The following is a 26360-nucleotide window of genomic DNA, read 5'->3' on the forward strand; positions in this document are numbered from 1 at the left end:
CCCCATGGCTCGGACTGCATGGCCTTTGATCCTGCCCAGCGCCGAGCAGCAGCCCGGCTCCAGTTGCGCCTGACCACCCCCTATGCGCATGTGCGGCGGCAGATGGAGCGCAACGGCTGGCAGCTGGACCCTGGATGCGAGCGGAATACGCCACCGAGGCGCGGCGAGGCCAACCGGCCTGCGGCAGTGGCTGGGATGCCGTCTGCCACACGGTGATGCGCAAGGGCTCCGCCACCGTGGCGCTGCACTTCAGCGGCACCAACCCGGGCCGGCCTTTGATCGGCATCGCATGGCTGCGCGGAGCGGGGCGTGCCACTACCCCATAATTTGGCAACTACGCCGTGCGGCACCGACCCGGTGTCTGCCTTGAGCCATTTTCCTTTCGCTTTGCCATGCTGCACTACCAGACCATTCCCGTGACCGCTTTCCAGCAGAACTGCTCCCTGGTGTGGTGCGACCAGACCCAGGATGCCGCCGTCATCGACCCCGGCGGCGATCTGGAAGCGATCCAGTGGGAAGTGGAACGGCTGGGCCTGCGGCTCCAGGCCATCTGGCTGACCCACGCCCACATCGACCATGCGGGCGGCACGGCCGACCTGGCCGAGCAGCTGGAACTGCCCATCATCGGCCCTCATCCGGGAGACCAGTTCTGGATCGATGGCCTGCCGCAGCAGGGAGCCATGTTCGGCTTTCCGCCATCGCGCCCGTTCACGCCCACGCGCTGGCTGGCGGATGGCGACAACGTGCAAATCGGCCATGAAACGGTGCATGTGCGCCACTGCCCCGGTCACACGCCGGGTCATGTGGTGTTCCACGCGCCACAGATCGACCGCTGCTTTGTGGGCGATGTGCTGTTTGCCGGCAGCATCGGCCGCACCGACTTTCCCCAGGGCAACCACCAGCAATTGATTGACTCCATCACCCAGCGTCTGTGGCCCATGGGTGACCAGACGGTGTTCATTCCCGGCCATGGACCCGAGAGCACGTTCGGCCGTGAGCGCAAGACCAACCCCTACGTGGGCAATACCTGATGGGCGCCACCACGCGGCACTGTCTGGTGTTGCTGACCGCCATGGCGGTCGTCTTCCTGGTGGCATGGCCGGCCGTGGCTGCCAGTGCTGCCGCATGGCAAGGCCAGCCGTGGACAGCCGACTGGCCGCTTTATCTGCGCTGGTGGGGCCTGGCCAGTGCCACGCTGGGCAGCGTGCGCCTGCTGCTGGCCGGGGCAAACTGGCTGTTGCGCACCATGCTGCGCAACTACTAGGTCAGCTCCACCTTCTTCCATCAAAACGGCTGTAGATGTCTGTATTTATTCCACAGCATGCTCACTTTTCTGCAGCAAATTTTGCGACCCCGCCGTGCGCGGTCTTGCACCGGAATGCCAGCGCAGCGGATGCCCAGGCTGTATGTGGCGGATGCACCACCCTTGATGCGAATCAAGTGATAGGTAAAAACACTTACGGGTTTTCACCAAATCACTCTCACTGCGCCTAGCATGGTTCCATTGCGTAACGAAGTACGCATCCTGGCAAGGGCCGCAGCCCTATCGGCGCGCCTTGGCAGGAACTAGTATCGATCCGTTACGTAACGATTCATTCTTGCGAGGAGCACTTATGGCGTCTACGCCCGCAACCGAAACCGGCCCGATCACCTCCAAACCGGAGCCCGATTCCAACAAAAAACTGGCTTTCCTGCTGCTGGCTCTGGTGCTCTACGGCATCGTGCTAGCCCTGCCGCAGCCTGCCGGCCTCACCGATTCAGGGCAGGTGGCCCTGGGTCTGCTGGTGCTGGTCGTGGTGCTGTGGATCAGCGAATGCGTCTCGCCCGCCAACAGCGCCGTGGTGCTGACCGGTGCCGCGGTGCTGGGACTGATGGGAACCTCGATGACCGCCGGCGGCAAGCCCATGGGTTCCTCGGCCGCACTGACCACCATGCTCAGCGGCTTCTCGTCCACCGCGGTGCTGCTGGTCGCGGCCGCACTCTTCCTGGCCGTGGCACTCAAGCACACGGGGTTGGACAAGCGCATTGCGCTGCTGGTCATGAGCAAGATCGGCGTTTCGCCCGCCCGCCTGGTGCTGGGTGCGATGATCGTCGGCTTTGTGCTGGCCTTGTTCATTCCCTCGGCCACCGCCCGCGTGGGCGCGGTGATCCCCATCATGATCGGCATCACGGCCGCCCTGGGCCTGGCAGTGAACAGCTCGCTGGGGGCCACGCTGATGATCGTCACCGCCAGTGCGTGCTCCATCTTCAACATGGCGGTCAAGACCGGCGCGGCGCAGAACATCATCAGTTTGAACTTCATGCAGCAGGCTTTTGGCCACTCCATCACCTGGAGCCAGTGGTTCATCACCGCCCTGCCCTTCACCATCGGCATGTGCGTGGTGCTGTTCTTTGCGGCGCTGTGGATTCTGCGTCCCCAGGTGCCGGAAGGTGAGGACATGCCGGCCAAGCTGCGCCAGCAACTGGCCGAACTGGGACCGGTCAGCAGTTCCGAAAAGCGCCTGATCGCCGTGGCCGCACTGCTGCTGGTGATGTGGTCCACAGAAGGCGTGCTGCACCCGTTCGACACCACCACCACCACCCAAATCGGTATTGCGCTGCTGCTGATGCCCAAGATCGGTGTGATGCACTGGTCGCAGGCCGAAAAGCTGGTGCCCTGGGGCACGATCGTGCTGTTTGCTGCTTCCATCTCGCTGGGTAATCTGCTGTCCAAGACCGGCGCCGCTGGCTGGCTGGCACAACAGACGCTGGGCCAGATGGGCCTGTCGGCCTTGCCCGTGGTGGCCGTGATCGGCGCGCTGTCGGTGTTCAGCATCGTGCTGCACCTGGGCTTTGCCTCGGCCACCGGTCTGGCCAGCACGCTGATCCCCATCATGATCGCCTTCACACAGACGTTGCCTGTCAGCCCCGAGACGGCCTTCGGCATCGTGATGATCCAGAGCTTCGTGGTGTCCTTCGGCTTCATCCTGCCGACCAACGCGCCGCAGAACATGCTGTGCTACGGCACCAATGCCTTCAGCACCATCCAGTTCGCCAAGGTGGGCATCGTGGTCACGCTGGCCGGGCTGGGCCTGATACTGCTGCTGTCCGCAACGCTGTGGCCTGCCATGGGGGTGCTGTAAATGGGAGCACGCATTGGCATCATTGGCGCCGGCCAGGTCGGAGCGGCCGCCGGTTACCTGCTGTCGGCCACGCCTGGCATCAGCCAGATCGTGCTGGTAGACCAGAACGAGGCCCGCGCAGCGGGTGAAGCCGCCGACATCGGCCACGCCGCCGCCTTTGGCACAGCCGCCCGCGTCAGCGAAGGCGACTACGCCGATCTGGCCGGTGCCTCGGTGGTGGTCATCACCGCCGGCGCCAGCCTCAAGCCCGGCCAGACCCGGCTGGAGTTGCTGCACCAGAACCTGAAGATGACGGACACCATCATCGGCCAGGTGCTCAAGGTCGCTCCGGATGCAGTGCTGCTATTTGCCACCAACCCGGTGGACGTGATGCCCTCCATTGCCGTGCACCGCTACGGCCTGCCACCAGGCAGGGCGATTGGGACCGGCTGCTCGCTGGATTCCATCCGCTTTCGCGACCGGCTGGCCGATTACCTGGGCGTGGCCGCACCGTCCATCCACGCCTATGTGCTGGGCGAGCACGGAGACTCCTCCGTGCCCCACTGGAGCAGTGCCCAGATCGCCGGCATGCCGGTGACGGATTTTGCGGCACAGCATGGCCGCCCCATCGACGCGGCCATGCAGGCGCAGATTGCCGAAGAGGTGCGCACCTCGGCGTACCGCATCAAGGCGGGCAAGGGCGTGTCCAATTTCGGCATCGGCGGTTGCATTGCACGCCTGGTGAAAGCCATCGTGGCCGACGAACAATCGGTGTTTGCCGTGTCCACCTGCATGCCCGAACTGCTGGGCGTGCGCGACACCTGTGTGTCCCTGCCCCACCTGATCGGCGCACGCGGTGCCTCGGCCCCCTTCATGCCCCGGCTCAATGCCGAGGAAACCGAGGCCCTGCGCGCCAGTGCCGCACTGCTGTCCAGCACCATTGCCGACGGGCTGCAGTCCTTGCAGAAGGCCTGAGCGGTTAATCCGCAGGCTTCCTGCAAAAGGCCCGCTCCATGAGCGGGCCTTTTTGCTTCTTTCCGCGATCGCCCGGCATTCCGCCGGGACGGGTACCTCCTCCGTCGCCCGGGCCGCCGCGCTAACGCAGGCGGGCAGCCTCGTAGAGGCCCTGCACCCGCGGAATATTGCGCTCCAGTTCGCGGATGCGGTCCGGCCCTGTGGGGTGGGTCGACAGAAAGCCGATGCCGCCATCGCCCGTGGCCTCTCCCATCTTGCGCCACAGGCTCACCGCAGCCTGCGGGTGATAGCCGGCACGGGCGGCCATTTCCAGCCCCACCAGATCGGCTTCGCTTTCATCGCTGCGGCTGAAACGCAGGCTGAGCAGCTGGGTGCCCATCCTGGCGGCCAGATCGCCCAGATCGCCCAGCCCCAGCAGTTGTGCTCCCAGGGACAGCCCGATGCTGGTGGCCGAATTCTTGGCCATCTGCTCACGCGAATGCTCGCGCAGTGCATGGGCCATTTCATGGCCCATGACCATGGCCACTTCGTCATCGCTGAGCTGCAGCTTCTCCAGAATGCCGGTGTAGAAGGCGATCTTGCCGCCGGGCATGCAGAACGCGTTGATCTCCTTGCTGCCGATCAGGTTCACCTCCCAGCGCCACTGTCCGGCGCGGGGGTTCCACTGGCTGGCATAGGGAATCAGGCGCTGGGCAACACCGCGCAGGCGTTGCAACTGGGGGTGGGTGCTGCCTGCCAGAGCGCCTTGCGCCTTGGCCTTCTGCAGCAGCTCCTGGTACTGCTCGGTGGCGGCGCTTTCCAGGGTTTCGGCCGGCACCAGCTTGCGCAGACCGGAGGAACCTCCCACATTGACCTGCGCCAGCGCAGCCCCGGCCCCGGTGGCGACCGTCCCCGCCACCAGGGCACGCAGAAAGCCACGCCGGCCGGCGTGGCAGCGGCAGGCCTGCGGCAGATGGCCGTCATCGGACAGATGGTTCAGTGGCGTGTGCGGTAGGGGCATGGGTGCTTCTCTCCAGGGCAGTCCAATCAGCCTGCACAGCGGTGCCGTGCCTGAGCGTCAGATTGTGCCGCCAATGTGTGCCAGTGAGACGGCTCAGACCAGCGCCAGCCTGCGCCGCGCGCCACGCACCTCGGCGCCGATCACCACCATCAGCCCCGCCAGCACCGCCAGCAGGCCCAGCCAGGCGGCCAGCGGCTGGTGCTCGCCCACGACCCACACCGCCAGCAGGAAGGCAGCCACCGGCTCGATCAGCGTCAGCGTCACACCGGTCGGACCAGAAATATGGCGCAGTCCATTGGAGAACAGCACATAGGCCAGGCCGGAGACCACCAGCCCCAGGTAGATCACCACCATCAGCGACGGCGCCGTGAACCGCGGCACCCCGGCCAGCAGCAGCGCCACCGGCGCCGCCAGCACTGCGGCACCACTGAACACATACAGGTTCACCAGCCGGGTGGGCACCTTGCTGACCAGGCGCTTGTTGACCAGGGCATAGGACGCGTACGACAGCCCGGCCAGCAGGCACAGCAGCAGGCCGGGCAGCGACAACGCGCCCGCGCCGCCCCCTTTGCTCAGCACCATGGCCACACCGCCGGCCACGCTCACGCCCGTGCCCAGCCACCACAACAGCGACAGGGGCTGGCGCAGTAGCACGGCCTGGATCAGGCCGGCCCAGATGGGTGCGCTGCCAATGGCCACCGCCGTGCCCACACCCACGCCGGCCAGCTTCACGCCCGCATAGAAGCTGATGCTGTAGCCGGCGGTACCGGCCGATGCCAGCCAGAACCAGCGCGCCGGCATACCCAGCGGAGAGGGCCTTGGCAGCAGCGGTTGTCCAGTCGGCGCACTGCGCCGTGTCACCCACAGCACCAGTGCAAAGAAGGTGCTGGCCACAGCCAGCTGGGCCGCACCCACCCAGAACGGCGACAGCACCTGGGCGCCCAGGCTCTGCGCGGTCCCTGTGGTGCCCCACAGCATGGACGCCACCGACACCAGGGCCACACCCCAGACCGAAGAAGAAGCAGAAGAAGAGCTCATGCTTCAAATGATGCCGCCGCAGCGTCCCGGCAACTGTCGAGCAACACTGGTTCTGCCGTGCAGGGCGTATACATGGCCATCCTGCACTGTGTACCGTCACCAGCCACTCCCCACCCGCACCGCTGCGATCAGCGCTGAGCGGCCCGAAGACTGCGCGCGCTCACCTGGCGTTCGCGCCGCAAGGCATAGGCCAGGGCACTGGCCGTACGGTAGCCACAGCGCAGGGCCGTGGTCTCCAGCGGCTGGCCCCGGGCCAGCTGGGCCTCGGCCGCATCCAGCCGCAGGCCGCGCAGCCAGGACTGCGGCGGCTGACCGACCAGCTCCACAAAGCGGCTGTGGAACTGGGGCACGCTCAGATGGCACAGCGCCGCCAGCCGGGCCGTGGGCCAGTGGGCATGCAGGGCGGCCTGCACCTGCTGGGTCAACCAGGCCAGGTCCACCGTACGGCGGTGCAACAGGCTGGGCGCGTCCAGCACCAGCGCCAGCTGGGCGGCAGCAGACAGCGGGTGGCGTGCCAGCGCCGGAGCGCGCAGCCGGGCCGGCACCGCAAACCGGCGGATGCGGTCCAGGCCCGGCCCGGCGGGCAGGTCGATCACCTGCACCTGGGTGTGGGCCTGGGCCAGATAGCCGTGGCTGGCGCCGGCAGGAATGAGCATGCCGCTGGCAGCGTCCACATAGCCGGCGTGGCCGTTCAACTCCAGCTCCATGCGGCCTTCCAGTGCATACAGGATTTGCACATGGTCGTGGGCGTGGGACTGGTGTTCCCCGCTGTAGCGTCGCACCGACCAGGCGGGCGCATCCAGCCGGCCGCCGTCTTGCGACGGAGCAGCGCTGGAGTCCACAAGGGCGGAGACGGTGCTGTGATCGGCCATGGCAGTACGCAGGTGCGTACTGCCATGGTAGCGCGCACGGCGGGCTGCCACCATCGCGGGATAATGGTTCTCAGCCCTTCCTGGCCCTGTGCCCTTTTCGCCTGTCCATGTCCGAACCGTCCACCTCCCCTGTGCCCACCGCCGCCACGCCTTCGGCCCCCTCGACCGCTGCCCCACGCCGCAGCTGGGGGCAGACGCTGCGCGTCTATGCCGAGCCGGCCAGTCTGCGCATGCTGGCCTTGGGGTTTTCGGCCGGCCTGCCGCTGCTGCTGGTGCTGGGCACGCTCTCTTTCTGGTTGCGCAAGGCTGGCATCGACCGCTCCACCATCGGCTACATGAGCTGGGTGGGCCTGGCCTATGCTTTCAAATGGGTGTGGTCGCCGCTGGTCGACCGGCTGCCGCTGCCGGTGCTGAACGGCTGGCTGGGGCGCCGGCGCAGCTGGCTGTTGCTGGCCCAGCTGCTGGTGGTGGGCGGGTTGCTGGGCATGGCCTTCACCGATCCGCAGCAGGATCTGAACCGCATGGTCTGGTGCGCACTGGCTGTGGCGTTTGGTTCGGCCACCCAGGATATTGCGCTGGATGCCTACCGCATTGAATCGGCCGACGCCGAGCGCCAAGCGGCGTTGGCCGCCACCTACCAGACGGGCTACCGGCTGGCGATGATCTGGGCCGGCGCGGGCGCGCTGTGGCTGGTGGCTGCGGCCCTGCATGGCGCACAAACGGCCTACGTGCATGCCGCCTGGCAGCTGGCCTACGGCGTGATGGCGGCCAGCATGCTGGTGGGCGTGTTCACTGTGCTGCTGTCGCCCGAACCTGCTGCGCGCGCGCTGACGCCAGCGCGCAACCTGGGCGAATGGCTGCGTGAAGCCCTGGTGGCCCCGTTTGCCGACTTTGTGCGCCGCTACGGCGGGCAGGCGATTCTGATCCTGGCGCTGATCGGCATCTACCGCATCAGCGATGTGGTGATGGGCATCATGGCCAACCCCTTTTACGTGGACATGGGCTACAGCGAGGCCGAGGTGGCCACGGTGAGCAAGGTCTTTGGCGTCATCATGACGCTGCTGGGCGCCTTCATCGGCGGGGTGATTTCGATGCGCATCGGCGTGATGCGGGTGCTGATGCTGGGTGCCGTGCTGTCGGCCGCCAGCAACCTGCTGTTTGCCTGGCTGAGCACGCGGGGCCACGATGTGACCGGCCTGACCTTGGTGGTCAGCGCCGACAACCTGGCCGGCGGCATTGCCTCAGCGGCCTTCATTGCCTACCTGTCGAGCCTGACGAATGTGCAGTACTCGGCCACGCAGTACGCGCTGTTCAGCTCCATGATGATGCTGGCGCCCAAGTGGCTGGCCGGCTTCTCCGGCGCGTTTGTCGACGCCCATGGCTACAGCAGCTTCTTCATCAGCACGGCAGCCCTGGGCCTGCCGGTGCTGCTGCTGGTGGCGCTGGCATCCCGCGTCACCCTGCGCACCAGGGCGTGATGCAGGCGGGCTGTCAGCCACAGGCTGCGGCTTACGAAAGCCGTTGACAAGACACGGTGCGCGTCTGCGCACCCCGGGTGGACGGCCAGCGGCGTTGTCAGGCCCCAACCGATCGGCAGATCGCAGCCACAGGTTTACCCGCGCTTTACATACAGGACAAGCGCGTGTGACGCGCCTCCGCCATGCTGGGACCATCGCGCTCCCCATGAGCGCCCGACTGCCTACACTCTCCCACCATGAGCACCCACACCCTGCTGATGATCGAAGACGATGCCCGCCTGGCCCAGATGGTCAGCGAGTACCTGGGCCAGAACAGCCTGGCCGTCATCCACTGCGCCGACGCCACCAGCGGCCTGGAACGCCTGCAGCCCGGCGATCCGTCCGAGCTGCCCGATCTGGTGATCCTGGACCTGATGCTGCCCGACATGGACGGCCTGGAAGTCTGCCGCCGGCTGCGTGCCCTGCCGGGTGCGGCCGCCAAGGTGCCGGTGCTGATGCTGACCGCCAAGGGCGACCCCATGGACCGCGTGATCGGCCTGGAAATGGGCGCCGACGACTACCTGCCCAAGCCTTTCGAACCGCGCGAGCTGCTGGCCCGCATCCGCGCCATCCTGCGCCGCCGCGGCAGCGAAGGCGCCCCGGCCAGCCAGCCTATTCCGGCGCTGCGCTTCGGTTCGCTGGAGATCGATCGCGACGCCCGCACCGTCACCGTGGCCAGCCAGCCCTGTGAGCTGACCAGCTACCAGTTCGACCTGCTGGTGGCCCTGGCCGAGCGCGCTGGCCGGGTGCTGACCCGCGACCAGATCATGGAGGCCGTGCGCGGCCGCGAACTGGAGGCATTCGACCGCTCCATCGACGTGCACATGGGCCGCATCCGTGCGGCGATCGAAGTGGACTCCAAGAACCCCAAGCGCATCCTGACCGTGCGCGGCGTGGGCTACGTCTTCGCCAAGCAGCAGGACTGAAGGGATCGCCACCATGTTCAAGGCTTTCTCCCAACGTCTGTACCTGCGCATCTGGCTGGCCGTGGTGCTGGGCGTGGCCATTCTGACCCTGCTGGTCGGCTGGGCCTGGAAGGAGGCCGCGGAACAGAATGCCCGCAACCAGACCCAGGTGAACCAGATCGCCCGCGAGCTGGTGCTGACCGATCCGGACGGCAAGGTCATCGCCCAGGGCAGTGCCACGCGCGCGCCGACGCCGCCGCAGGAAGGGGTGTTGTTCGACATCGTCACGCCCGGTGGGGATTTGCTGCAACTGCACATGGCCCCCCGCCCCGACCGGGGTGACCGCAACGAGCGCGGTGGAGGGCCCCATGGCGGCCGCCCGCCCCCCGGCGGCTACGCGGCTTTCTGGCTCAGCCCGCCTTTCGGCTTTCTGTGGATGCTGGCCCTGGTGGGTGTCGCGGTGGCCGTGGGGGTGTTCCCCATCATCCGCCGCCTGCTGCAACGCCTGGAGAACCTGCAACGCGGGGTGCAGCGCTTCGGCGAAGGCGATCTGTCCGTGCGCGTGGCTACCAAGGGCGATGACGAAGTAGCCGATCTGGCCCGCCAGTTCAACGCCGCCGCCGAGCGCATCGAAACCCTGGTGACCTCGCACAAGACGCTGCTGGCCAATGCCTCGCACGAGCTGCGCTCGCCGCTGACGCGCATCCGCATGGGCCTGGAACTGATGGGCGATGACCAGCCTTCAGCCAGTGCCAAGGCCGAGATCCTGCGCAACATCGGAGAGCTGGACCAGCTGGTGGACGAAATCCTGCTGGCCAGCCGCCTGGAATCCAAGGAAACCGATGTGGGGACACCCGAATCGGTGGACCTGATTGGTCTGGCCGCCGAGGAATGCGCCCGCGTGGAAGCCGAACTGGACCTGCAGGGCACCAGCCCGCTGGAGGTGCAGGGCGTGGCCAAGCTGCTGCGCCGTGCCGTGCGCAATCTGCTGGAAAATGCCCGCCGCTACAGCCACGGCGACATCACCCTGACCCTGGCGCAGGAGGGTGGCATGGCCCTCATCCGGGTACAGGACCACGGCCCCGGCGTGCCGGCCGCACAGCGCGAACGCATTTTCGAGAAGTTCTACCGCCTGCCCGGAGCCAGTGAACGCTCGGGCGGTGTGGGCCTGGGCCTGTCGCTGGTGCGCTCGATTGCCGAACGCCATGGCGGCACGGTGCGCGCCACCGACCGCACCGACGGTGCGCCCGGCGCGTGCTTCGAATTGCGGCTTCCGCTGTAAGCCGCCTGCACATGCACAGTCCTGCTCCGGCAGGGCTGTGTCTTTTCTTCAGGCCTGCGCAGCCTCCTGAACCAGGGCCTGCACCTGCCCCATCAGACGGCGCTGGACCTTGCGGACATAGCTGGTATTGATGCTTTTGAACCAGCTGCGCACCGGAATCAACAGCTTCTCGCCAATGCCGTCCACCAGCACGAACTCCGGGCCACCCGAGCGGGATTCGGTGTACATCAACCCCGCCACATTCACTTCCCCGAACACCAGGTGCAGGTCTGCACAGGCATCGAAGAACTGCTCCAGCGCGGTGTAATGCTTGGCCTCCAGCGCGCCGGCGGCAGCGAGCGCTTCGAGCGTCTGGGGCAGGCCGTCCGGGCCGAGGATTTTCTCTGTCACCAGGCCCAGGCCCTGCGTCGTGGGCACCAGCCCATACGGCGTTTCCATCGGAAAGAAGGTGGTCTGCTGGTGGTAGGCCGCTTTGGACAGCTGCAGGTACTGGATGATCTCGCGCCGGAACTGCCGGTACACACCCTGGGCAAACGCACGCTTGAGCCGGCCATGTTTGGCGAAGCCGCCGTCCGGCGCCACCAGTTCGGGGCGGATCAGCTTGAGCACCTTGCCGTCATCATCGGGCAGGGCATAGACACGCTTCACGGTTCCTTCGCCCAGCAGGGGCAGGCGGCTCACATCCACAATCACATTCGGTCCTTCTGCAGGGCGGCAGATGTCTGTCGCGTTCCAAAATAGGCCTGGGCCGCCAGCAAGCTCAGCATCATGGTGAAGAAATGGCTCTCACGCGAGCTCCACAGCGACACATTGATCAGGCTGTTGGTCGCCAGGATCACGAGGAAGCTCAGCACCACCGGACGCCAGCGGTCATCACGCCAGGCGGAATGGGCGGTGGTCACCAGAATCCCAATGAAGAGCAACACGCCAATCAGGCCGTTTTCCATCCAGAACAACAGATACTGGTTGTGGGGGTGGCGGTCGCCGAAATCACACCACCCGGGTTCCGTCACATGACGGCACCATTCATCGTGGTAGCTGCCGGTGCCCCAACCGGTGAGCGGCTTTTGCTGCACCAGCTCCCAGGTGTGCTTCCAGAAATTGATGCGGCCACCAATGCTGGTGATCTCCATCTTCTCACTGTCGCGGGCTTCGGCAATCGCCAGATGCACGCGATCCTGGGCCGTCTGAGACACGGCGTAGGCACCGCCCGCTGCCACCACAATGGTGAGCAGTGCCAGCCAGCGCTGATAGCCTTTCAGTGCAAAGAACACAAAGCTGCTCACGCCCAGCATCAACAGCACATAGCCGGTGCGCCCCAGCGACAACTGGGTGATGGCCACGGCCGCCAGCAAGGCCACTGCCGCGGCCAGCAGCCGCAGGGACAACCGGGGAGCATTCTTGCCGTACCACAGCGCCAGCACCACAAAGAACGACATCATGATGTTCTGCGTGATGTAGTCGCCAATCACCGTGTGGTCCACGCCCCAGCCCAGATTCTGGGTCTTCGACCATGGCAGCTGCAGCCAGATGTTGGCGTAGACCGACACCAGAATGAACAGCATGCAGGCACTGAACGCCTGCAGGCACCGTGTGCGCCACTGCGGCTGGGCCAGCAGGACAAAGAACACCGCCCCCAGCAGCAGCTTGATGTACTTGGTGTAGTTCAGCTGGATGTCGCCCCAAAGAGCACTGCTCCACAGGCCGCCCAGCAACACCACGCCATACAGGCCCAGCATCAGCCAGGGGTACGGCGCACGGCGCCATGTACTGCGCTCACGCCATAACACCCCGCTGAGCAGCGCCAGCAGGCCCGTCAGCAGCATGGCGATATTGCCCAATGCCATGGCCGCAGGAAAAAACAGAAACGCGGCGACCAGCATCCACTGGGCACCTGTCTCCAGGCGCGAGGAAATCAACTTTGGCTGCATAAACCCTTAGGCACGCGCTCCAGCGGCGCATGCTTTGCACACCGAACACATATCAACGCCGCACCGGCTTCTTCAGTTGGTCGCGGTCCACTTCCAGCGCCACGTAGCGGAAGAAACATTCCAGCCCGACAAAAAAACTATAGAGAAACCCTGCGCGACCGCACAGAAAACCACGCTGAAAGACGTACAGGCGGGTGAAATTGGCCATACCGGAGCCCAGACCGCGCAGAACGCCACCGCGCTTTCCCGCCTGGTGCCGTTTCAGCGCGCCCAATTGGACATACTGCGCCAGCTTCACCAGGCTGCCATAAATGGTTTCACGCGAGAAATGCGGCAGGCGCTGGCGCAGATGCCGGGTGGGTACTGCAGTGCGCAGCACCGCCCCTTCATGCACCGCACCGCTGAAGCCTTCAAGCACCCGCATCGGGAACAGCCGTGCCACGCCTCCGGTGCCACGCATGCGCCCCAGCGACTGCCCATAGGCCATCTGCTCCCATTCCACTTCCCAGACGGCTTCGGCGTTGTCCGCCACCACCTGGCGGATTTCGTCGGCCAGTGCCGGGGTCAGGCGCTCATCGGCATCCAGAAAGAACACCCAGTCTGCCTGTACATGCTGCAGTGCGCGGCTGCGCTGTTCGCCAAACCCTTGCCAGTCCGGGTACGCCACAACCTGGGCGCCCAGTCCCTGGGCCAAAGACACGGTCGCATCCTGACTGCCGCTGTCCACCACCAGAATCTGGTCGGCCACGCCCTGGGCGCTGCGCAGGCAGGCGTCGATGTTGTGCGCCTCGTTCAGGGTCAGCACCACAATGCTCAATCGGCTCATCCGCGCGTCCATTCTTCAGTATTGCACCGGCGCAGACCACAGGCCCACGACACGCCCCCACACCCGCGCCACATGCTTGGGCGACGGGGCAAAGACACGCAGGGCCAGCAGGCCTACGGCGCCCCACAGGGCCCGGCGGCGGTGCTGGATGGCCGCCGCATGGCCCTGGTGCTTGGCTGTGAACAGCACCTTGGAGCGGGCATGGTGGTAGCCACGTCCGTATTCCACATTCAGCGGGCGTGGACCGCGCACCGACCCGCGGTTGGCGTGGGCCACGTGCACGGACGGCTCGATCAACACGGGCGTGCCAGCCTGCAACAGACGCAGACACAGGTCTTCGTCTTCGTAGTACAGGAAAAAGCGCGTGTCGAACCAGTCGCGCGTGGGCATGGCGCTCAAACGCAGCAGCATGGCCGCACCGCAGGCATTGCCGACACAGGTCACGCCCTCGGCAGCCGGGCCTTTGGACGCCCACAGGTGGCGAGCCCAGCCGTAATTGACCTGCTTGCCGCCATCACCCCCCACCAACTGCGGAGCCATGATGGCCGCTTGCGGCCACTGCGCCATGGAGGCCAGCAGCGCCTGGGCATCGGCGGCCATCACCGCGCAGTCCGGATTCATGAGCAACGCAAAAGGGGTCCGGACCTGGTGCAGGGCGGCATTGTTGGCCGCACCAAATCCCCGGTTTTCCCCCAGCTCCAGCACCTGGGCCTGCGGCAGGGACGCACGGATGCGGGCCGGCGTGTCGTCGGCGCTGCCGTTGTCCACCACGATGACATGCGGCCAATCCGCCAGCTGCGCGGCCAGTGCCTCGGCACAGTGCGCGCTGTTGAAGGTCACGATGACGGCGGTGACGGCATCCAAAGTGAAACAGCGCTCCGCGGGAGCGCTGTCGTCGGACGCCAGGATGTGATCAGTGGCCACCCGCAAACACCTCGCCCTCTTTCAGGCGGTAAGTCGTGCCACAGTAGGGGCACTTGGCCTGGCCGGTATGGGCCACATCCAGGTAGACCTTGGGGTGGCTGTTCCACAGCTTCATGTCGGCCTTGGGGCTGGGGCAGTAGACGCCGCCTTGGGCATTCAAATCCTTGGCAGCCAGTTCTACAACGGCAGTCGTGCTCATATTCGGTGTCTCTCTCTCGATGGGGCGGAATTTACACCCGGGTCAACCAGTGGGTGTATTTGGGATTGCGTCCGTTGACGATGTCAAAGAACGCGTTTTGAATCTTTTCGGTGAGGGGGCCACGGCGGCCTTCGCCGATGGGCAGGCGGTCCACCTCGCGGATGGGCGTCACTTCGGCGGCCGTGCCGGTGAAGAAGACTTCGTCGGCGATGTACAACTCGTCACGGGTGATGCGCTTTTGCACCACCTCCAAGCCCAGATCCTTGCAGATGTGGAACACGGTGTTGCGGGTGATGCCGTTCAGGGCGCCGGCGGACAGGTCGGGCGTATAGACCACACCGTCCTTGATCACAAAGATGTTCTCGCCCGAGCCTTCGGACACAAAGCCTGCCGCGTCCAGCAGGATGGCTTCGTCGTAGCCATCGTCCAGCGCTTCGGTGTTGGCCAGGATGGAGTTGGTGTAGTTGCTCACCGCCTTGGCCTGGCTCATGGTGATGTTCACATGGTGGCGAGTGAAGCTCGAAACCTTCACGCGGATGCCGCGCTGCATGCCTTCTTCGCCCAGGTAGGCGCCCCAGGCCCAGGCCGCCACCATCAGGTGGATGCTGTTGCCCTTGGGGCTCACGCCCAGCTTGCGGTCGCCGATCCAGGTCAGCGGGCGCAAGTAGCAGGACTTGAGCTGGTTGGCCTTGACCACGTCCACCTGGGCCTGGTTCACCTGCTCCTGGGTGAACGGGATCTGCATGCGCAGGATCTTGGCACTGTTGAACAGGCGCTTGGTATGGTCTTCCAGGCGGAAGATGGCCGTGCCCTGGGCAGTGTCATAGGCACGCACGCCTTCGAAGGCGCCGCAGCCGTAGTGCAGCGTGTGGGTCAGTACATGGACCTTGGCGTCACGCCACTCCACCATCTGGCCATCCATCCAGATCTTGCCATCACGGTCGGACATCGAGGGAACTACGGGGCTCATACCACTCCTTGGCGTGCTTCAGGGAAAGGGATTTACGGGCGAAACCGCCATTTTAGGCCCGCAAGCGCCATTTGCCCCGATACGCGATGCAGCACACCAAGCAAGGCCCCAGATGCCCCTCACGCAGCGCCCTCCTGGCGCGGGCCCTCAGGCCGGCACAAGGGGCAAAGCCCAGGGCTCAGGGAGCGCCAGGAGGCAGGGCAGCAGGAGCCTGCGCAGCGTCGCCAGCCGTGGCTTCGGGCTGAGGCGGGCGCTGCAGCGTCCACTTCATCAGGCGGCCGCCGACGAATTCACAGGTGACATGGGAGTTGGTACCGTCGGTCCAGCGGAAGATTTCCGGATCCTGGCCTTCCTCCGACATGCGCTGGCCCAGCGAACGCGTCATGGCGATCACATGCATCAGGCTGACCTTGGGCTTGAGCTTGACGTTCAGCATGATGGCGCTGCCGACATAGCCAATGGGCTGGTTGGAAGCACGGCGCACAATGGTCATCAGCCGGGTGAAGTGCAGCAGCAGCCACATCACCGTGCCGCCGCCCACGGCCGCCACGCCCATCCAGCCATAGGAGCGGTGGGCCGCGTAAAACAGAATGGCCAGACCCACTGGCACCACAAACTTGCGAAAATTCATGCGCCGTATTGTCCAACAGGGGGCATTTCCCCTGGCTGCGGGCAGTGCGTAGCCGTGGGGTTATGCCGCCTTGCAGGGTGGACGGCCACAGCACAGCCGCCTATCGCCCCCGGAATCTGGGGGCTGTTTGCCTGCAACAGCGCGCCGGTTCGGCGCAAGCCGCTCCTGTTTTTCAATGCTCTGCGCTTATTCCAGCCCGCGCACGATCTGCATGGCCTCGTCCACGCGCTCCACGGTGTGGATCTTCAGGCCGGCCACCGCCTTCTTCGGCGCGTTCGCCTTGGGCACCACGGCCACCGTGAAGCCCAGCTTGGCGGCCTCCTTCAACCGGTCCTGACCGCGCGGTGCGGGCCGCACCTCACCGGCCAGTCCGACTTCGCCAAAGGCGATAAAGCCCTTGGGCAGGGCCTTGCCGCGCAGGCTGCTGGTGATGGACAGCATCACCGCCAGATCGGCCGCCGGCTCGCCGATGCGCACCCCGCCCACGGCGTTGACAAACACATCCTGGTCGGCGCAGGCCACCCCGGCATGGCGGTTGAGCACGGCCAGCAGCATGGCCAGGCGGTCCTTGTCCAGGCCCACCGACAGGCGCCGCGGCGATGGGCCGCCGCCGTCCACCAGTGCCTGGATCTCCACCAGCAGCGGACGCGTGCCTTCCAGCGTGACCAGCACGCAGCTGCCGGGCACAGGCTCGGTGTGCTGGCTCAGGAAGATGGCGCTGGGGTTGCTCACCCCCTTCAGGCCTTTTTCCGTCATGGCGAACACGCCGATCTCGTTCACCGCACCAAAGCGGTTCTTGATGGCGCGGACCAGGCGGTGCGGGCTGTGGGTGTCACCCTCGAAGTACAGCACCGTATCCACCATGTGCTCCAGCACACGCGGGCCGGCCAGCGCGCCCTCCTTGGTCACATGGCCCACCAGGATCACGGTCACCCCGGTGCTCTTGGCCATGCGCGTCAGGTGCGCCGCGCATTCGCGCACCTGGGCCACCGAGCCGGGAGCGCTGGTGAGCTGGTCGGAATACACGGTCTGGATGGAGTCGATCACCACCACGGCCGGCTGCGTGGCCTCCACCGTGGCCAGGATCTTTTCCAGCTGGATTTCGGCCAGCAGGTTGACCTGGCTGCCGTCGATGCCCAACCTGCGCGAACGCATCGCCACCTGGGCTCCGCTCTCCTCGCCGGTCACATACAAGGTGGGCAGACCGGCGCGCTGCAGCGCGTCCATGGCCTGCAGCAGCAACGTGGATTTTCCGATGCCCGGATCGCCGCCGATCAGCACCACCCCGCCTTCGACCACCCCGCCGCCCAGCACGCGGTCCAGTTCCTCGATGCCGCTGGGCGTGCGCGCCACATCCTGCGCCTCGATGGCCGCCAGCGGCGTCACCGGCTGGGCATTGGCCAGACCGGCATAGCCCTGGGGGGCACTCAGGCGGTTCTTGCCGCCGGACGCGCTGTCGGGCACGGTCTCGATCAGGCTGTTCCACGCCCCGCAGTTCGGGCATTTGCCCAGCCAGCGCGGCGTGGTGCCGCCGCATGCGTTGCAGGTGTAGATGGTTTTGTCCTTGGCCATGGGCAGCGACTATAGCGGCGGGCGCCCGGCCCGGCGGCGCCACCGCCGCATGCCCGCACACCACGGGCGCTGCCGTGCCTGTTTTCTGCCGGCCGCCTGCTGCCGCTATGCTGCAGGCCATTCCCCTCCCAACGGACCCTCTGGAGACCGCATGCCGCACCTGACCCTGTTCTACGCCCCCCACACCTGCGCCCTGGCCACCCGCATTGCCCTGAACGAAGCCGGTGCCGACTACCAGCTGCAGTACGTCGACTTCAGCCAGAACGCCCAGCGCAGCGGCGAATACCTGGCGCTGAACCCACTGGGCCGTGTGCCCGCGCTGCGGCTGGAAGATGGCAGCACCGTGCTGACCGAGACCGTGGCCCTGCTGGCCTATGTGGCCCAGCGCTTTCCCGAGGCCCATCTGGCCCCCACCGACCCGGTGCAGTTCGCCCGCATGCAGGGCTTTCACAGCTACCTGGCCAGCACCGTGCATGTGGCCCACGCCCACGGCCGGCGCGGCGCACGCTGGAGCGATGATGCGGCGGCCGTCGCCTCCATGCAGGACAAGGTCGCCGCCAACATGGCGGAGTGCTGCGCACTGATCGAAGCCCATTGGCTGGACCGCGGCCCCTGGGTACTGGGCGAGGCCTTCTCCGTGGCAGACGCCTATCTGTTCACCATCGCCGGCTGGCTGCACGGCGACGGCGTGGACATCGCCCACTTCCCGCGCCTGGCCGACCACTACCAGCGCATGCAGCTGCGGCCCGCCGTGCGGGCCGCCCTGCACGACTGAGACGGTTGCCCGGCAGGGCGCCTGCTCACTCCTGCACCAGTTCCTCGTGGTGGTCCGCCTGGCCGCGCTTCCAGTAGGCGGAGATGCGCATGCGCTTGAGCGAAGCGCCCTTGTCCTTGAAGACAGTGCGCAGCGCGGCCATGTCGTTGTGCTCGCCGGCGGCCCAGATGTAGCCGTCCTCGGACGGCAGCGGCAGGGCGGCAGCGGCCTCGGCCAGATCGTCCACCCACTGCAGGTCCACCTGGGCGGCGCTGGGCAGCGGACGGCGGTCGGCCTCAGCTACCTTCAGGCGCACGGTCACACGGGCCGTGGCCGGCAGCTCCGCCAGGCGGCGTTCCACGGCAGGCAGCGCGCTGTCATCGCCCAGCAGCCAGTGCCAGGCAAAGCCGGCAGGAATCACCATGCTGCCACGCGGCCCGGCCACCCCGGCCCATTGGCCGATCTGCGCGGTGCGCGCCCATTCGGCGGCCGGGCCATGGTCATGCAGGGCGAACTCCAGCACCAGCTGGCCTTTGGCGGCATCCCAGCGCACCGGGGTGTAGTCTCGCGCGACAGGGCGCTCGCCGTCAAAGTGGGGGCGACCATCCACCATCTGCGGCAGGCTGGGCTTGTTCTGGCCGGGCTGGGGCAGCAGGAATTTGACGTGGTCATCAAAGCCGTCGCTGCGAAAAGCCGTCAGATCGGCCCCCGCCAGCGTGATGCGCACAAAGCCGGGGCTGACCACTTCGCGCGATTGCAGCTGGAGGTGGTGCGCGGCAAACACGTGGCGCACACGCTCCACGCGCAGGGCGGTATCGGGGATGGTTGAGCCGGTGGCTGCGATATCGGTGGTGGTCATGCACGCTCCTGCTTAGAATGTTGACTTGATCAACAATATAACCATTGTTAATTGACTTTGTCAACCAATGCGTGCACCATTTGCTTCTGCTGACGAGATCCCTGGATGAACACCTCTGCCCTGCCCTCTGCCGTGCTGGATGCCATGCACAACCTGACGCTGGCCTACCGCCGCCAGATGCGTGCGGCCCTGCACGCCCAGGCGCTGCCGCTGACGGCCAATGAGCTGAAAGTGCTGCTGTACGTGGGCCACCATCCCCTGTGCACCCACAAGGACCTGGTGGCGCACACCGGCACCGACAAGGCCCAGGTGGCACGCCTGCTGCAGCAGATGGAAACCCATGGCTGGCTGGAGAGGGTGCCCCATCCACAGGACAAGCGCAGCCGCTGCCTGCGTCTGAGCGCCCAGGGCGCCGAAGCCTTCACCGGTCTGCGCAACCACCGCAGCAGCCTGGGCGCGCAGATGCTGGCGGGCTGGTCGATGTCGGAACAGCAGCAGTTGCTGGACCTGCTGCGCCAGATGCACAGCCAGCTGGCCGCCCTGCCGCTGCCGCAAGGCGAAGGCGATTCGCTGGCACACGACCCCAGCTACAGCCCGCCCCCGCTGCACGACTGAGTCCTGTCCCCCGAAGCACCCGCAGCGCACTGCGGGAGCCCCTGCCCCCTCAACCTTCCCGCCTCTCAGGCTGCGCCTTCCACCACCACCGGCACACGCGGCGCCACGGCGCACATCAGCTCGTAGCCCACGGTGCCGGCCGCAGCGGCCACCTCGTCGATGGACAGCTGGGCGCCCTGGCGCGCCGTGCCCCACAGCGTGACTTCGCTGCCGATGCCGGCGTCGGGCACGGGCGTCAGGTCGACATTGAGCATGTCCATGCTGACGCGGCCCAGCACACGGGTGCGCACGCCGTCCACCAGCACCGGCGTGCCCGTGCCGCAGTGGCGTGGGTAGCCGTCGGCATAACCGCAGGCAATGATGCCGGTGCGCATGGGGCCGTCGGCCACAAAGGTGGAGCCGTAGCCCACGCTGTCCCCCGCCTGCAGCTGCTGCACGCCGATGACCTGGGTCGACAGCGTCATGGCGGGCTGCAGCCCCCAATCGGCGGCCGTGTGCAGCGGGTAATCGGGCGCGCTGCCGTACAGCACGATGCCAGGACGCACCCAGTCGTTGCGCACGCGCGATTCCATGCCGTGCAGCAAGGTGGCGGCACTGTTGCACACGCTGCGCTCGCCGGGCAGGTCCTGCGTGGCGCCGAGAAAGGCCTGGAGCTGGTGCTCAATGCCGCGCGGCCCGTCGGCATCGCTGAAATGGGTGATGAAGGAAATCTCTTCCACCTGGGTGAGCGCATTCAGGCGCGCATAGGCGCTGCGAAAGCGCTCGGGCGTGAAGCCCAGGCGGTTCATGCCGCTGTTCATCTTCAGGAACACTCGGTGCGGCTGCTGGGTCTTGTGGGCGGCCAGCCAGTCGATCTGCTGGTCGCAATGCACGGCGTGCCACACGCCCAGGCGGGAGCACAGTTCCAGGTCGCGGGCGTCAAATACCCCTTCGAGCAACAGAATCGGGCCACGCCATCCCAGCTGGCGGATGCGTTCGGCTTCGGACAATTCCAGCAGCGCAAAGCCGTCAGTGGCCCGCATCGCATCGAACACGCGCTCGATGCCATGGCCATAGGCATTGGCCTTGACCACCGCCCACAGCCGTGCATCGGGGGCCGCCTGGCGCGCACGCTCCAGGTTGTGGCGCACTGCTTCGGGATGGATGGTGGCCTGGATGGGACGTGGCATGTCAGATAAGAGTTAGGGAAAAGAAGTACGGAATTCTGGCACTCCCGCTACAAACCTGCGTGATATAACCGCCAGTCACTTTGCCAACAGGTCCAGATCAGCGTGGGTATTAGCTCTGCTAATAGTACGCATCCCCATCCATGAAACGCGGTTTCTACACCATCATGTCGGCGCAGTTCTTCAGCTCGCTGGCCGACAATGCCCTGTTTGTCACCGCGGTGGAACTGTTGCGCACCTCCGGCGCCCCGGAATGGCAGCGTGCGGCCCTGGTGCCCATGTTCGCGCTGTTCTACGTGATCCTGGCCCCTTTTGTGGGCGCCTTTGCCGACGCCTTGCCCAAGGGGCGGGTGATGTTCATCAGCAATGCCATCAAGGTGGTGGGCTGTCTGATGATGCTGATCGGCCACCACCCGCTGCTGGCCTATGCCGTGGTGGGCCTGGGCGCCGCCGCCTACTCGCCGGCCAAATACGGCATCCTGACCGAACTGCTGCCCCCCTCCCAGCTGGTCAAGGCCAATGGCTGGATCGAGGGGCTGACCATCACCTCCATCATCCTGGGCGTGCTGCTGGGCGGCCAGCTGGTGGGCCCGGCTGTTGCGACACAGCTGATGGCACTGAACGTGCCGTTTGTCGACAACGCGGCCGAAGCCGCCATCGGCGTGCTGGTGTTTGTCTATGCCCTGGCGGCCGTCTTCAACCTGCGCATTCCCCGCACCAGCACCCCGCTGGTGCCCATGCGCCAGCACCCGGACCAGGGCCTGCTGGCCGCCACACTGGCCCTGCTGCCTGACTTCCGTGACTGCAACCGCCGCCTGTGGCGCGACAAGCTGGGTCAGATCTCGCTGTCCACCACCACCCTGTTCTGGGGCGTGTCCGGCAATCTGCGCTACATCGTGCTGGCCTGGGCTGCGGTGGCACTGGGCTATGGCACCACCCAGGCCTCGGCCCTGGTGGGCGTGGTGGCCATCGGCACCGCCGCCGGCGCGGTGCTGGCCTCGATGCGCATGCGCCTGCAGCACGCCACGCGGGTGATTCCCATGGGCATTGCCATGGGCCTGCTGGTGGTGTGCATGAATTTCATCGGCCACCTGTGGATTGCCATCCCCTTCCTGATCCTGCTGGGCGGCCTGGGCGGCTTCTTGGTGGTGCCCATGAACGCGCTGCTGCAGCACCGCGGCCATGACCTGATGGGCGCGGGCCGCTCCATCGCCGTGCAGAATTTCAATGAACAGGCCTGCATCCTGGGCCTGGGCGCCTTGTATGCGCTGGCCACCAAGCTGGGAGTATCGGCCTATGGCGCCATCACCGGCTTTGGCCTGATTGTGGCCATCACCATGTGGCTGATCGGCCGCTGGTACCGCTACAACTGCCGCCACCACGGTGGGGAAGTGCGCCGCCTGCTCAATATTGCGCGCCACGACCACCACCACTGAAGCCAGCCACCCGCTTTCCACGTGTTCATCGTTTCCGGCGCAGGCACCCCCTGCGCCGGAGTCGTTTTCTGCCATGCACTCTCCTGCACCGTATTTCGCCCTGCTGTTCAACGCCATGGTCTGGGGGCTGTCCTGGTGGCCGTTCAAGACCATGCATGCCGCCGGCCTGGCCGCCCCCTGGGCCACCTCGCTGATCTACGGCGCCCTGGTGCTCGGCACCACGCTGCTGGCAGCGCGCAGCTGGGGCGGGCTGCTGGCCCACCCGGCGCTGTGGCTGCTGGCCCTGTCCTCCGGGCTGACGAATGTGGCCTTCAACACCGCCAGCTCTACCGGGGATGTGGTGCGGGTGATCCTGCTGTTCTATCTGATGCCCGCCTGGGCGGTGCTGCTGGCCTGGAAGTTCCTGGGCGAGCGCCCCACGCCCCTGGGTCTGCTGCGCCTGGCACTGGCATTCGCCGGCATGGGCCTGGTGATCGTGCCTGCGGGGGCCAGCTGGAGCAGTCTGACGGCCGGCATCGCCCTGCCCGACTATCTGGCCGTGTTCGGCGGCCTGTGCTTTGCCATCACCAATGTGATCCTGCGCCGCACCCACAGTGCGCCCGGCACCTCGCGCATGCTGGCCATGTTTGTAGGCTGCATGGCCACGGGCCTGACCACCGCCAGCCTGGGCTACGGGCTGGGCGCGCTGCCCGGCCTGCCGGCGCCGCAGACTACCTGGTTGCTGTGCGCCTTGGTCATGGCCGTGCTGGTGGCGGTGGGCAACTGGGCACTGCAGTACGGCGCGGCGCGCCTGCCGACGGCCACCACCTCGCTGATCATGCTGTCCGAAGTGCTGTTTGCCACCATCTCGGCCTGGCTGCTGGGCGCCACCGAGCTGACGCCGCGCATGCTGCTGGGCGGTGCGCTGATCATCGGCGGCGCGCTGCTGGCCGCCTTGCAGGGCCGCCGCCGCAAGGCATAAAGTGCGCCCATGGGCGTGGCAAGATGGCGCCCATGCAAGGATACTCCATGACCACACTCCATGATTTCCAGGTGCGCAACATCGAAGGCGACGAACACGACCTGGGCCAGTACGCCGGCAAGGTCGTGCTGGTGGTGAACACCGCCAGCGCCTGCGGCTTCACGCCCCAGCTGGCCGGCCTGCAGCAGCTGTATGAACGCTTCGGCTCCCAGGGGCTGGTGGTGCTGGGCTTCCCCTGCAACCAGTTCGGCCACCAGGACCCGGCCCACAACAGCGACATCGCCACCTTCTGCCAGAAGAACTACGGCGTGGAGTTTCCGATGATGGCCAAGATCGAAGTCAACGGCGAAGCCGCTGCGCCGCTGTTCGTCTGGCTCAAGGAACAGGCCCCCGGTCTGCTGGGCAGCAAGGCCATCAAGTGGAACTTCACCAAATTCCTGGTCGGTCGCGATGGCCGGGCGATCCGCCGCTATGCGCCCCAGGATGCACCGGTGACGCTGGGCAGCGATATCGAGCAGGCGCTGGCACAGGCCCCCACCTCCGCCTAAGCGAAGGTTGCAACGGCTGCAGGCCGCATGCCGTCAGGCACCCGGCCAACCGCCATTGGCGGCGCCACACCAGCGCCCCCGGCGGTTCACCATGCAGTGCTCAGGCCTGTGCCTTCAACTGCCGGGCGCGGTGCAGCTGGCGCTGCACCTGCTGGGTGTTCATGCCGTACATGTCGGCAAAGGCGTCCACCGTCTCCGCACCGCTGCCTTCAAAGGCCCGCAGCACGGCTTCGGCCTTGGCGTCCTGTTCGGCCACCACGGCCAGCGCCGCTTCGACCTTGGCCAGGGCGCTGGGTTCGCGCAGCTGCACTTTTTCCAGGTAGGCATCGCGGCCCAGACCGCTGTCGATGAAGGCCTGGCCGATGCGGCGTTGCAGCTTGGCCTGCAGGTCCTCGCCGTCGCGCGGCTTCTTGCGGCGGAAGACTTCGATCAACGCGTGCAGCACGTGCTCGGGCGCCATGGCTTCCACTTCCACGCCCTGCAGATCGCAGCGTGCCGCGCCCGTGGCTACGACATTCAGATAGCGGGAGGAGCGGGTGTGCAGGGCCAGCGCCTGCTTGAGGCCGTCCTTGTCCAGCGCTTCGCCCTGGGCGGCCTGCAGATCCTGGAAGATGCCGCGCTTGAGCGGCTTGGGGCTGTCACCGAACAGCGCCGGGTACAGCTGCGCCAGCTGCAGCAGCACGGGATGGATTTCACGCACGGCGCGCGCGGGAGCGGCAGCGGACTGCGGTGCGGCGCCCTTGGCGGCAGCGGCACGTCCCCGTCCACCGCGCCGGTTGCGGCGACGGGCACCATCGGCCTGGGCGGGCTGTACGGCTGCGGCGTCGGTGGCCGGGGTTTCGGGGAGGGAGGACACGATTTCGGTCATGGGCAGGCCAATGGCGACAAAAAAACAAGGCCGCCATCATGCCAGCATTGGCAGTCCTGCGGGCGACGGGCGGCTTTGCAGGCTGCGGCCGGCACGGGAATGCGGTGGCCGTGCTGCGGCTGCAGGGCCCCTGCAGGGCGCAGCCCAGCGGTCAGACCAGGGCTTCGTCCAGCACTTCCACCCAGTGGCGCACCGGCACAGCCGTACCGGCTTGCAGGTGGGTGATGCAGCCGATATTGGCAGACAGGATGGCAGCAGGCGCACCGCCTTCAAAGGCCTCGTCCAGCGCATCCAGCTTGCGGGTGCGCAGCTGCTGGGAAATATCGGACTGCAGGATGGAATAGGTGCCGGCCGAACCGCAGCACAGGTGCGATTCGGTGCGCGCCGTGCGCAGCTGGAAGCCCAGCTTGCCCAGGTTGGCCTCGACCACGCCCTTGAGCTTTTGCGCATGCTGCAAGGTGCAGGGCGGGTGGTAGGCCATGGGCTGTGCAGGCACCTTGGCACGGCCGGCCAGCTTGTCGGCCAGTTCGGGCAGCAGGGCGGGTAGCAGCTCGCTCAGATCGCGCGCCAGCGCGCTCACGCGCTGGGCCTTGGCCGCATAGGCGCTGTCGTCACGCAGGGCATGGGCATAGTCCTTGACCATGGCGCCGCAGCCCGAGGCATTGCTGATGATGGCTTCGACTTCGCCGGCCTCCACGGCAGGCCACCAGGCATCGATGTTGGCGCGCATCTGGTCCCGCGCACTGTCCTGGTCATTCAGGTGGAACTTCACTGCGCCGCAGCACCCGGCCTTATCGGCGATCACGGTCTGGATGCCCACGGCATCGAGCACGCGGGCCGTGGCGTAGTTGATGTTGGGCAGCATCGCAGGCTGCACGCAGCCCGCCAGCAGCAGCACCTTGCGGGCGTGTGCACGCGTCGGCCAGACACCGTGTTCCGTCTTGGGTGGCACCTTGGCCTTGATGACCTCCGGCAGCAGCGGGCGCACGGCCTGGCCTAGCTTCATGGCCGGGGCAAACAGCGGCGAGGGGATGCCTTCCTTCAGCGCCCAGCGCTTGAGGCGCTCGCCCAGCGGGCGCTGCACCTTCTCGTCCACCACCTTGCGGCCGATGTCCACCAGGTGACCGTATTGCACGCCGCTGGGGCAGGTGGATTCGCAGTTGCGGCAGGTCAGGCAGCGGTCCAGGTGCTCCTGCGTGGCGCGGGTGGGGGTGGCCCCTTCCAGCACCTGCTTGATCAGGTAGATGCGGCCGCGCGGGCCGTCCAGCTCGTCACCCAGCGTCTGGTAGGTGGGGCAGGTGGCGGTGCAAAAGCCGCAGTGCACGCATTTGCGCAGAATGGCCTCGGCCTCCTGGCCTTCGGGCGTGCTGCGGTATTCGGGTGCGAGGTTGGTCTGCATCGTGGTGTCTC

At 66.6% G+C, this 26360-nt stretch carries 28 protein-coding genes; 13 read left to right on the plus strand and 15 right to left on the minus strand.

Features of this window, described 5'->3' with window-relative positions:
* The first annotated feature begins 134 nt into the window (after positions 1–134).
* The 5 genes from B3349_RS18620 (at position 135) to B3349_RS18640 (ending at position 4076) form a co-directional block, all read left to right on the plus strand.
* Entirely contained in the window at positions 135–326 is a 192-nt protein-coding gene (locus B3349_RS18620; RefSeq protein ID WP_291590990.1) for a hypothetical protein, read from the plus strand.
* A gap of 66 nt (positions 327–392) precedes the next feature.
* Positions 393–1031: an MBL fold metallo-hydrolase gene (locus B3349_RS18625; RefSeq protein WP_291590991.1), complete on the plus strand. Its 639-nt coding sequence runs from the start codon at positions 393–395 to the stop codon at positions 1029–1031.
* Positions 1031–1264 (plus strand): hypothetical protein, encoded by a 234-nt coding sequence (locus B3349_RS18630; RefSeq protein WP_291590993.1) that lies wholly within the window; start codon positions 1031–1033, stop codon positions 1262–1264. The genes B3349_RS18625 and B3349_RS18630 overlap by 1 nt, the downstream gene beginning before the upstream one ends.
* Positions 1265–1613: 349 nt before the next feature.
* Positions 1614–3122: an SLC13 family permease gene (locus tag B3349_RS18635; protein ID WP_291590995.1), complete on the plus strand. Its 1509-nt coding sequence runs from the start codon at positions 1614–1616 to the stop codon at positions 3120–3122.
* Positions 3123–4076 (plus strand): lactate/malate family dehydrogenase, encoded by a 954-nt coding sequence (locus B3349_RS18640; RefSeq protein ID WP_291590997.1) that lies wholly within the window; start codon positions 3123–3125, stop codon positions 4074–4076.
* 121 nt (positions 4077–4197) lie between these two features.
* Here B3349_RS18640 and B3349_RS18645 read toward each other — a convergent pair whose 3' ends face one another.
* From B3349_RS18645 to B3349_RS18655, 3 genes are all read right to left on the minus strand, one after another.
* A complete protein-coding gene (locus tag B3349_RS18645; protein ID WP_291590999.1) occupies positions 4198–5076 on the minus strand; it encodes a M48 family metallopeptidase in 879 nt (292 codons plus the stop codon).
* Between the two features lie 93 nt (positions 5077–5169).
* A complete protein-coding gene (locus B3349_RS18650; RefSeq protein ID WP_291591001.1) occupies positions 5170–6114 on the minus strand; it encodes a DMT family transporter in 945 nt (314 codons plus the stop codon).
* A gap of 128 nt (positions 6115–6242) precedes the next feature.
* Entirely contained in the window at positions 6243–6986 is a 744-nt protein-coding gene (locus B3349_RS18655) for a helix-turn-helix domain-containing protein (protein WP_291591002.1), read from the minus strand.
* A gap of 107 nt (positions 6987–7093) precedes the next feature.
* Between B3349_RS18655 and B3349_RS18660 the strand changes: the two genes are divergently transcribed.
* From B3349_RS18660 to B3349_RS18670, 3 genes are all read left to right on the plus strand, one after another.
* Positions 7094–8464 (plus strand): AmpG family muropeptide MFS transporter, encoded by a 1371-nt coding sequence (locus B3349_RS18660; RefSeq protein ID WP_291591004.1) that lies wholly within the window; start codon positions 7094–7096, stop codon positions 8462–8464.
* 236 nt (positions 8465–8700) lie between these two features.
* Positions 8701–9429, plus strand: a complete 729-nt coding sequence (locus B3349_RS18665; protein ID WP_291591006.1) for a response regulator — start codon at positions 8701–8703, stop codon at positions 9427–9429.
* A 13-nt stretch (positions 9430–9442) separates the two neighbouring features.
* Complete coding sequence (locus tag B3349_RS18670; RefSeq protein ID WP_291591007.1) at positions 9443–10690, plus strand: HAMP domain-containing sensor histidine kinase; 1248 nt, start codon at positions 9443–9445, stop codon at positions 10688–10690.
* 48 nt (positions 10691–10738) lie between these two features.
* Here the strand turns inward: B3349_RS18670 and B3349_RS18675 are convergent, their stop codons facing one another.
* The 8 genes from B3349_RS18675 to radA all read right to left on the minus strand — a co-directional run bounded on the left by B3349_RS18675 (position 10739) and on the right by radA (position 17743).
* Entirely contained in the window at positions 10739–11371 is a 633-nt protein-coding gene (locus B3349_RS18675; RefSeq protein ID WP_291591009.1) for a YrbL family protein, read from the minus strand.
* 8 nt (positions 11372–11379) lie between these two features.
* On the minus strand, positions 11380–12621 hold the full coding sequence (locus B3349_RS18680) for an O-antigen ligase family protein (protein WP_291591010.1): 1242 nt from the start codon (positions 12619–12621) through the stop codon (positions 11380–11382).
* 52 nt (positions 12622–12673) lie between these two features.
* The gene (locus tag B3349_RS18685; protein WP_291591011.1) at positions 12674–13447 is read right to left on the minus strand and encodes a glycosyltransferase family 2 protein; all 774 of its coding nucleotides are present in this window, start codon (positions 13445–13447) and stop codon (positions 12674–12676) included.
* Positions 13448–13462: 15 nt separating this feature from the next.
* Positions 13463–14371 (minus strand): glycosyltransferase family 2 protein, encoded by a 909-nt coding sequence (locus tag B3349_RS18690; RefSeq protein WP_291591012.1) that lies wholly within the window; start codon positions 14369–14371, stop codon positions 13463–13465.
* Entirely contained in the window at positions 14361–14570 is a 210-nt protein-coding gene (locus B3349_RS18695; RefSeq protein ID WP_066538786.1) for a zinc-finger domain-containing protein, read from the minus strand. The genes B3349_RS18690 and B3349_RS18695 overlap by 11 nt, the downstream gene beginning before the upstream one ends.
* Before the next feature lie 31 nt (positions 14571–14601).
* Positions 14602–15540 carry a branched-chain amino acid transaminase gene (locus tag B3349_RS18700; protein ID WP_280012186.1) on the minus strand — a complete coding sequence of 313 codons (939 nt, stop codon included), beginning with the start codon at positions 15538–15540 and terminating at the stop codon, positions 14602–14604.
* 178 nt (positions 15541–15718) lie between these two features.
* Positions 15719–16171 (minus strand): glycerate kinase, encoded by a 453-nt coding sequence (locus tag B3349_RS18705; protein WP_291591014.1) that lies wholly within the window; start codon positions 16169–16171, stop codon positions 15719–15721.
* A 186-nt stretch (positions 16172–16357) separates the two neighbouring features.
* Positions 16358–17743 carry a DNA repair protein RadA gene (radA, locus tag B3349_RS18710; protein ID WP_280024420.1) on the minus strand — a complete coding sequence of 462 codons (1386 nt, stop codon included), beginning with the start codon at positions 17741–17743 and terminating at the stop codon, positions 16358–16360.
* Positions 17744–17894: 151 nt separating this feature from the next.
* Here radA and B3349_RS18715 point away from each other — a divergent pair, with 151 nt between their 5' ends.
* Positions 17895–18518, plus strand: coding sequence for a glutathione S-transferase family protein (locus tag B3349_RS18715; RefSeq protein WP_291591017.1), 624 nt, complete (start codon positions 17895–17897; stop codon positions 18516–18518).
* A 25-nt stretch (positions 18519–18543) separates the two neighbouring features.
* Here the strand turns inward: B3349_RS18715 and B3349_RS18720 are convergent, their stop codons facing one another.
* Entirely contained in the window at positions 18544–19356 is an 813-nt protein-coding gene (locus tag B3349_RS18720; protein WP_291591019.1) for a siderophore-interacting protein, read from the minus strand.
* 105 nt (positions 19357–19461) lie between these two features.
* On the opposite strand from B3349_RS18720, the gene B3349_RS18725 reads away from it, so the two are divergent.
* Positions 19462–19971, plus strand: a complete 510-nt coding sequence (locus B3349_RS18725) for a MarR family winged helix-turn-helix transcriptional regulator (protein WP_280012190.1) — start codon at positions 19462–19464, stop codon at positions 19969–19971.
* A gap of 65 nt (positions 19972–20036) precedes the next feature.
* Here B3349_RS18725 and alr read toward each other — a convergent pair whose 3' ends face one another.
* Positions 20037–21140 carry an alanine racemase gene (alr, locus tag B3349_RS18730; protein WP_291591021.1) on the minus strand — a complete coding sequence of 368 codons (1104 nt, stop codon included), beginning with the start codon at positions 21138–21140 and terminating at the stop codon, positions 20037–20039.
* Between the two features lie 140 nt (positions 21141–21280).
* Here alr and lplT point away from each other — a divergent pair, with 140 nt between their 5' ends.
* From lplT to B3349_RS18745, 3 genes are all read left to right on the plus strand, one after another.
* Positions 21281–22573 carry a lysophospholipid transporter LplT gene (gene lplT, locus B3349_RS18735; protein ID WP_291591023.1) on the plus strand — a complete coding sequence of 431 codons (1293 nt, stop codon included), beginning with the start codon at positions 21281–21283 and terminating at the stop codon, positions 22571–22573.
* Between the two features lie 73 nt (positions 22574–22646).
* Positions 22647–23534 carry a DMT family transporter gene (locus tag B3349_RS18740; protein ID WP_291591025.1) on the plus strand — a complete coding sequence of 296 codons (888 nt, stop codon included), beginning with the start codon at positions 22647–22649 and terminating at the stop codon, positions 23532–23534.
* 47 nt (positions 23535–23581) lie between these two features.
* Complete coding sequence (locus B3349_RS18745; protein ID WP_291591026.1) at positions 23582–24082, plus strand: glutathione peroxidase; 501 nt, start codon at positions 23582–23584, stop codon at positions 24080–24082.
* A 100-nt stretch (positions 24083–24182) separates the two neighbouring features.
* Here the strand turns inward: B3349_RS18745 and B3349_RS18750 are convergent, their stop codons facing one another.
* A complete protein-coding gene (locus B3349_RS18750) occupies positions 24183–24950 on the minus strand; it encodes a ProQ/FinO family protein (protein ID WP_291591028.1) in 768 nt (255 codons plus the stop codon).
* 151 nt (positions 24951–25101) lie between these two features.
* Entirely contained in the window at positions 25102–26349 is a 1248-nt protein-coding gene (gene glcF, locus B3349_RS18755) for a glycolate oxidase subunit GlcF (protein ID WP_280012198.1), read from the minus strand.
* Positions 26350–26360 lie beyond the last annotated feature (11 nt).

The sequence above is a fragment of the Comamonas sp. UBA7528 genome, assembly GCF_002479375.1.
GTDB lineage: Bacteria > Pseudomonadota > Gammaproteobacteria > Burkholderiales > Burkholderiaceae_C > Comamonas.

Coding starts and splice junctions, on each gene's coding strand:
- B3349_RS18620 (WP_291590990.1), top strand. CDS start 135: ATGCGAGCGGAATACGCCACCGAGGCGCGGCGAGGCCAACCGGCCTGC.
- B3349_RS18625 (WP_291590991.1), top strand. CDS start 393: ATGCTGCACTACCAGACCATTCCCGTGACCGCTTTCCAGCAGAACTGC.
- B3349_RS18630 (WP_291590993.1), top strand. CDS start 1,031: ATGGGCGCCACCACGCGGCACTGTCTGGTGTTGCTGACCGCCATGGCG.
- B3349_RS18635 (WP_291590995.1), top strand. CDS start 1,614: ATGGCGTCTACGCCCGCAACCGAAACCGGCCCGATCACCTCCAAACCG.
- B3349_RS18640 (WP_291590997.1), top strand. CDS start 3,123: ATGGGAGCACGCATTGGCATCATTGGCGCCGGCCAGGTCGGAGCGGCC.
- B3349_RS18645 (WP_291590999.1), bottom strand. CDS start 5,076: ATGCCCCTACCGCACACGCCACTGAACCATCTGTCCGATGACGGCCAT.
- B3349_RS18650 (WP_291591001.1), bottom strand. CDS start 6,114: ATGAGCTCTTCTTCTGCTTCTTCTTCGGTCTGGGGTGTGGCCCTGGTG.
- B3349_RS18655 (WP_291591002.1), bottom strand. CDS start 6,986: ATGGCCGATCACAGCACCGTCTCCGCCCTTGTGGACTCCAGCGCTGCT.
- B3349_RS18660 (WP_291591004.1), top strand. CDS start 7,094: ATGTCCGAACCGTCCACCTCCCCTGTGCCCACCGCCGCCACGCCTTCG.
- B3349_RS18665 (WP_291591006.1), top strand. CDS start 8,701: ATGAGCACCCACACCCTGCTGATGATCGAAGACGATGCCCGCCTGGCC.
- B3349_RS18670 (WP_291591007.1), top strand. CDS start 9,443: ATGTTCAAGGCTTTCTCCCAACGTCTGTACCTGCGCATCTGGCTGGCC.
- B3349_RS18680 (WP_291591010.1), bottom strand. CDS start 12,621: ATGCAGCCAAAGTTGATTTCCTCGCGCCTGGAGACAGGTGCCCAGTGG.
- B3349_RS18685 (WP_291591011.1), bottom strand. CDS start 13,447: ATGAGCCGATTGAGCATTGTGGTGCTGACCCTGAACGAGGCGCACAAC.
- B3349_RS18695 (WP_066538786.1), bottom strand. CDS start 14,570: ATGAGCACGACTGCCGTTGTAGAACTGGCTGCCAAGGATTTGAATGCC.
- B3349_RS18700 (WP_280012186.1), bottom strand. CDS start 15,540: ATGAGCCCCGTAGTTCCCTCGATGTCCGACCGTGATGGCAAGATCTGG.
- B3349_RS18705 (WP_291591014.1), bottom strand. CDS start 16,171: ATGAATTTTCGCAAGTTTGTGGTGCCAGTGGGTCTGGCCATTCTGTTT.
- radA (WP_280024420.1), bottom strand. CDS start 17,743: ATGGCCAAGGACAAAACCATCTACACCTGCAACGCATGCGGCGGCACC.
- B3349_RS18715 (WP_291591017.1), top strand. CDS start 17,895: ATGCCGCACCTGACCCTGTTCTACGCCCCCCACACCTGCGCCCTGGCC.
- B3349_RS18720 (WP_291591019.1), bottom strand. CDS start 19,356: ATGACCACCACCGATATCGCAGCCACCGGCTCAACCATCCCCGATACC.
- B3349_RS18725 (WP_280012190.1), top strand. CDS start 19,462: ATGAACACCTCTGCCCTGCCCTCTGCCGTGCTGGATGCCATGCACAAC.
- alr (WP_291591021.1), bottom strand. CDS start 21,140: ATGCCACGTCCCATCCAGGCCACCATCCATCCCGAAGCAGTGCGCCAC.
- lplT (WP_291591023.1), top strand. CDS start 21,281: ATGAAACGCGGTTTCTACACCATCATGTCGGCGCAGTTCTTCAGCTCG.
- B3349_RS18740 (WP_291591025.1), top strand. CDS start 22,647: ATGCACTCTCCTGCACCGTATTTCGCCCTGCTGTTCAACGCCATGGTC.
- B3349_RS18745 (WP_291591026.1), top strand. CDS start 23,582: ATGACCACACTCCATGATTTCCAGGTGCGCAACATCGAAGGCGACGAA.
- B3349_RS18750 (WP_291591028.1), bottom strand. CDS start 24,950: ATGACCGAAATCGTGTCCTCCCTCCCCGAAACCCCGGCCACCGACGCC.
- glcF (WP_280012198.1), bottom strand. CDS start 26,349: ATGCAGACCAACCTCGCACCCGAATACCGCAGCACGCCCGAAGGCCAG.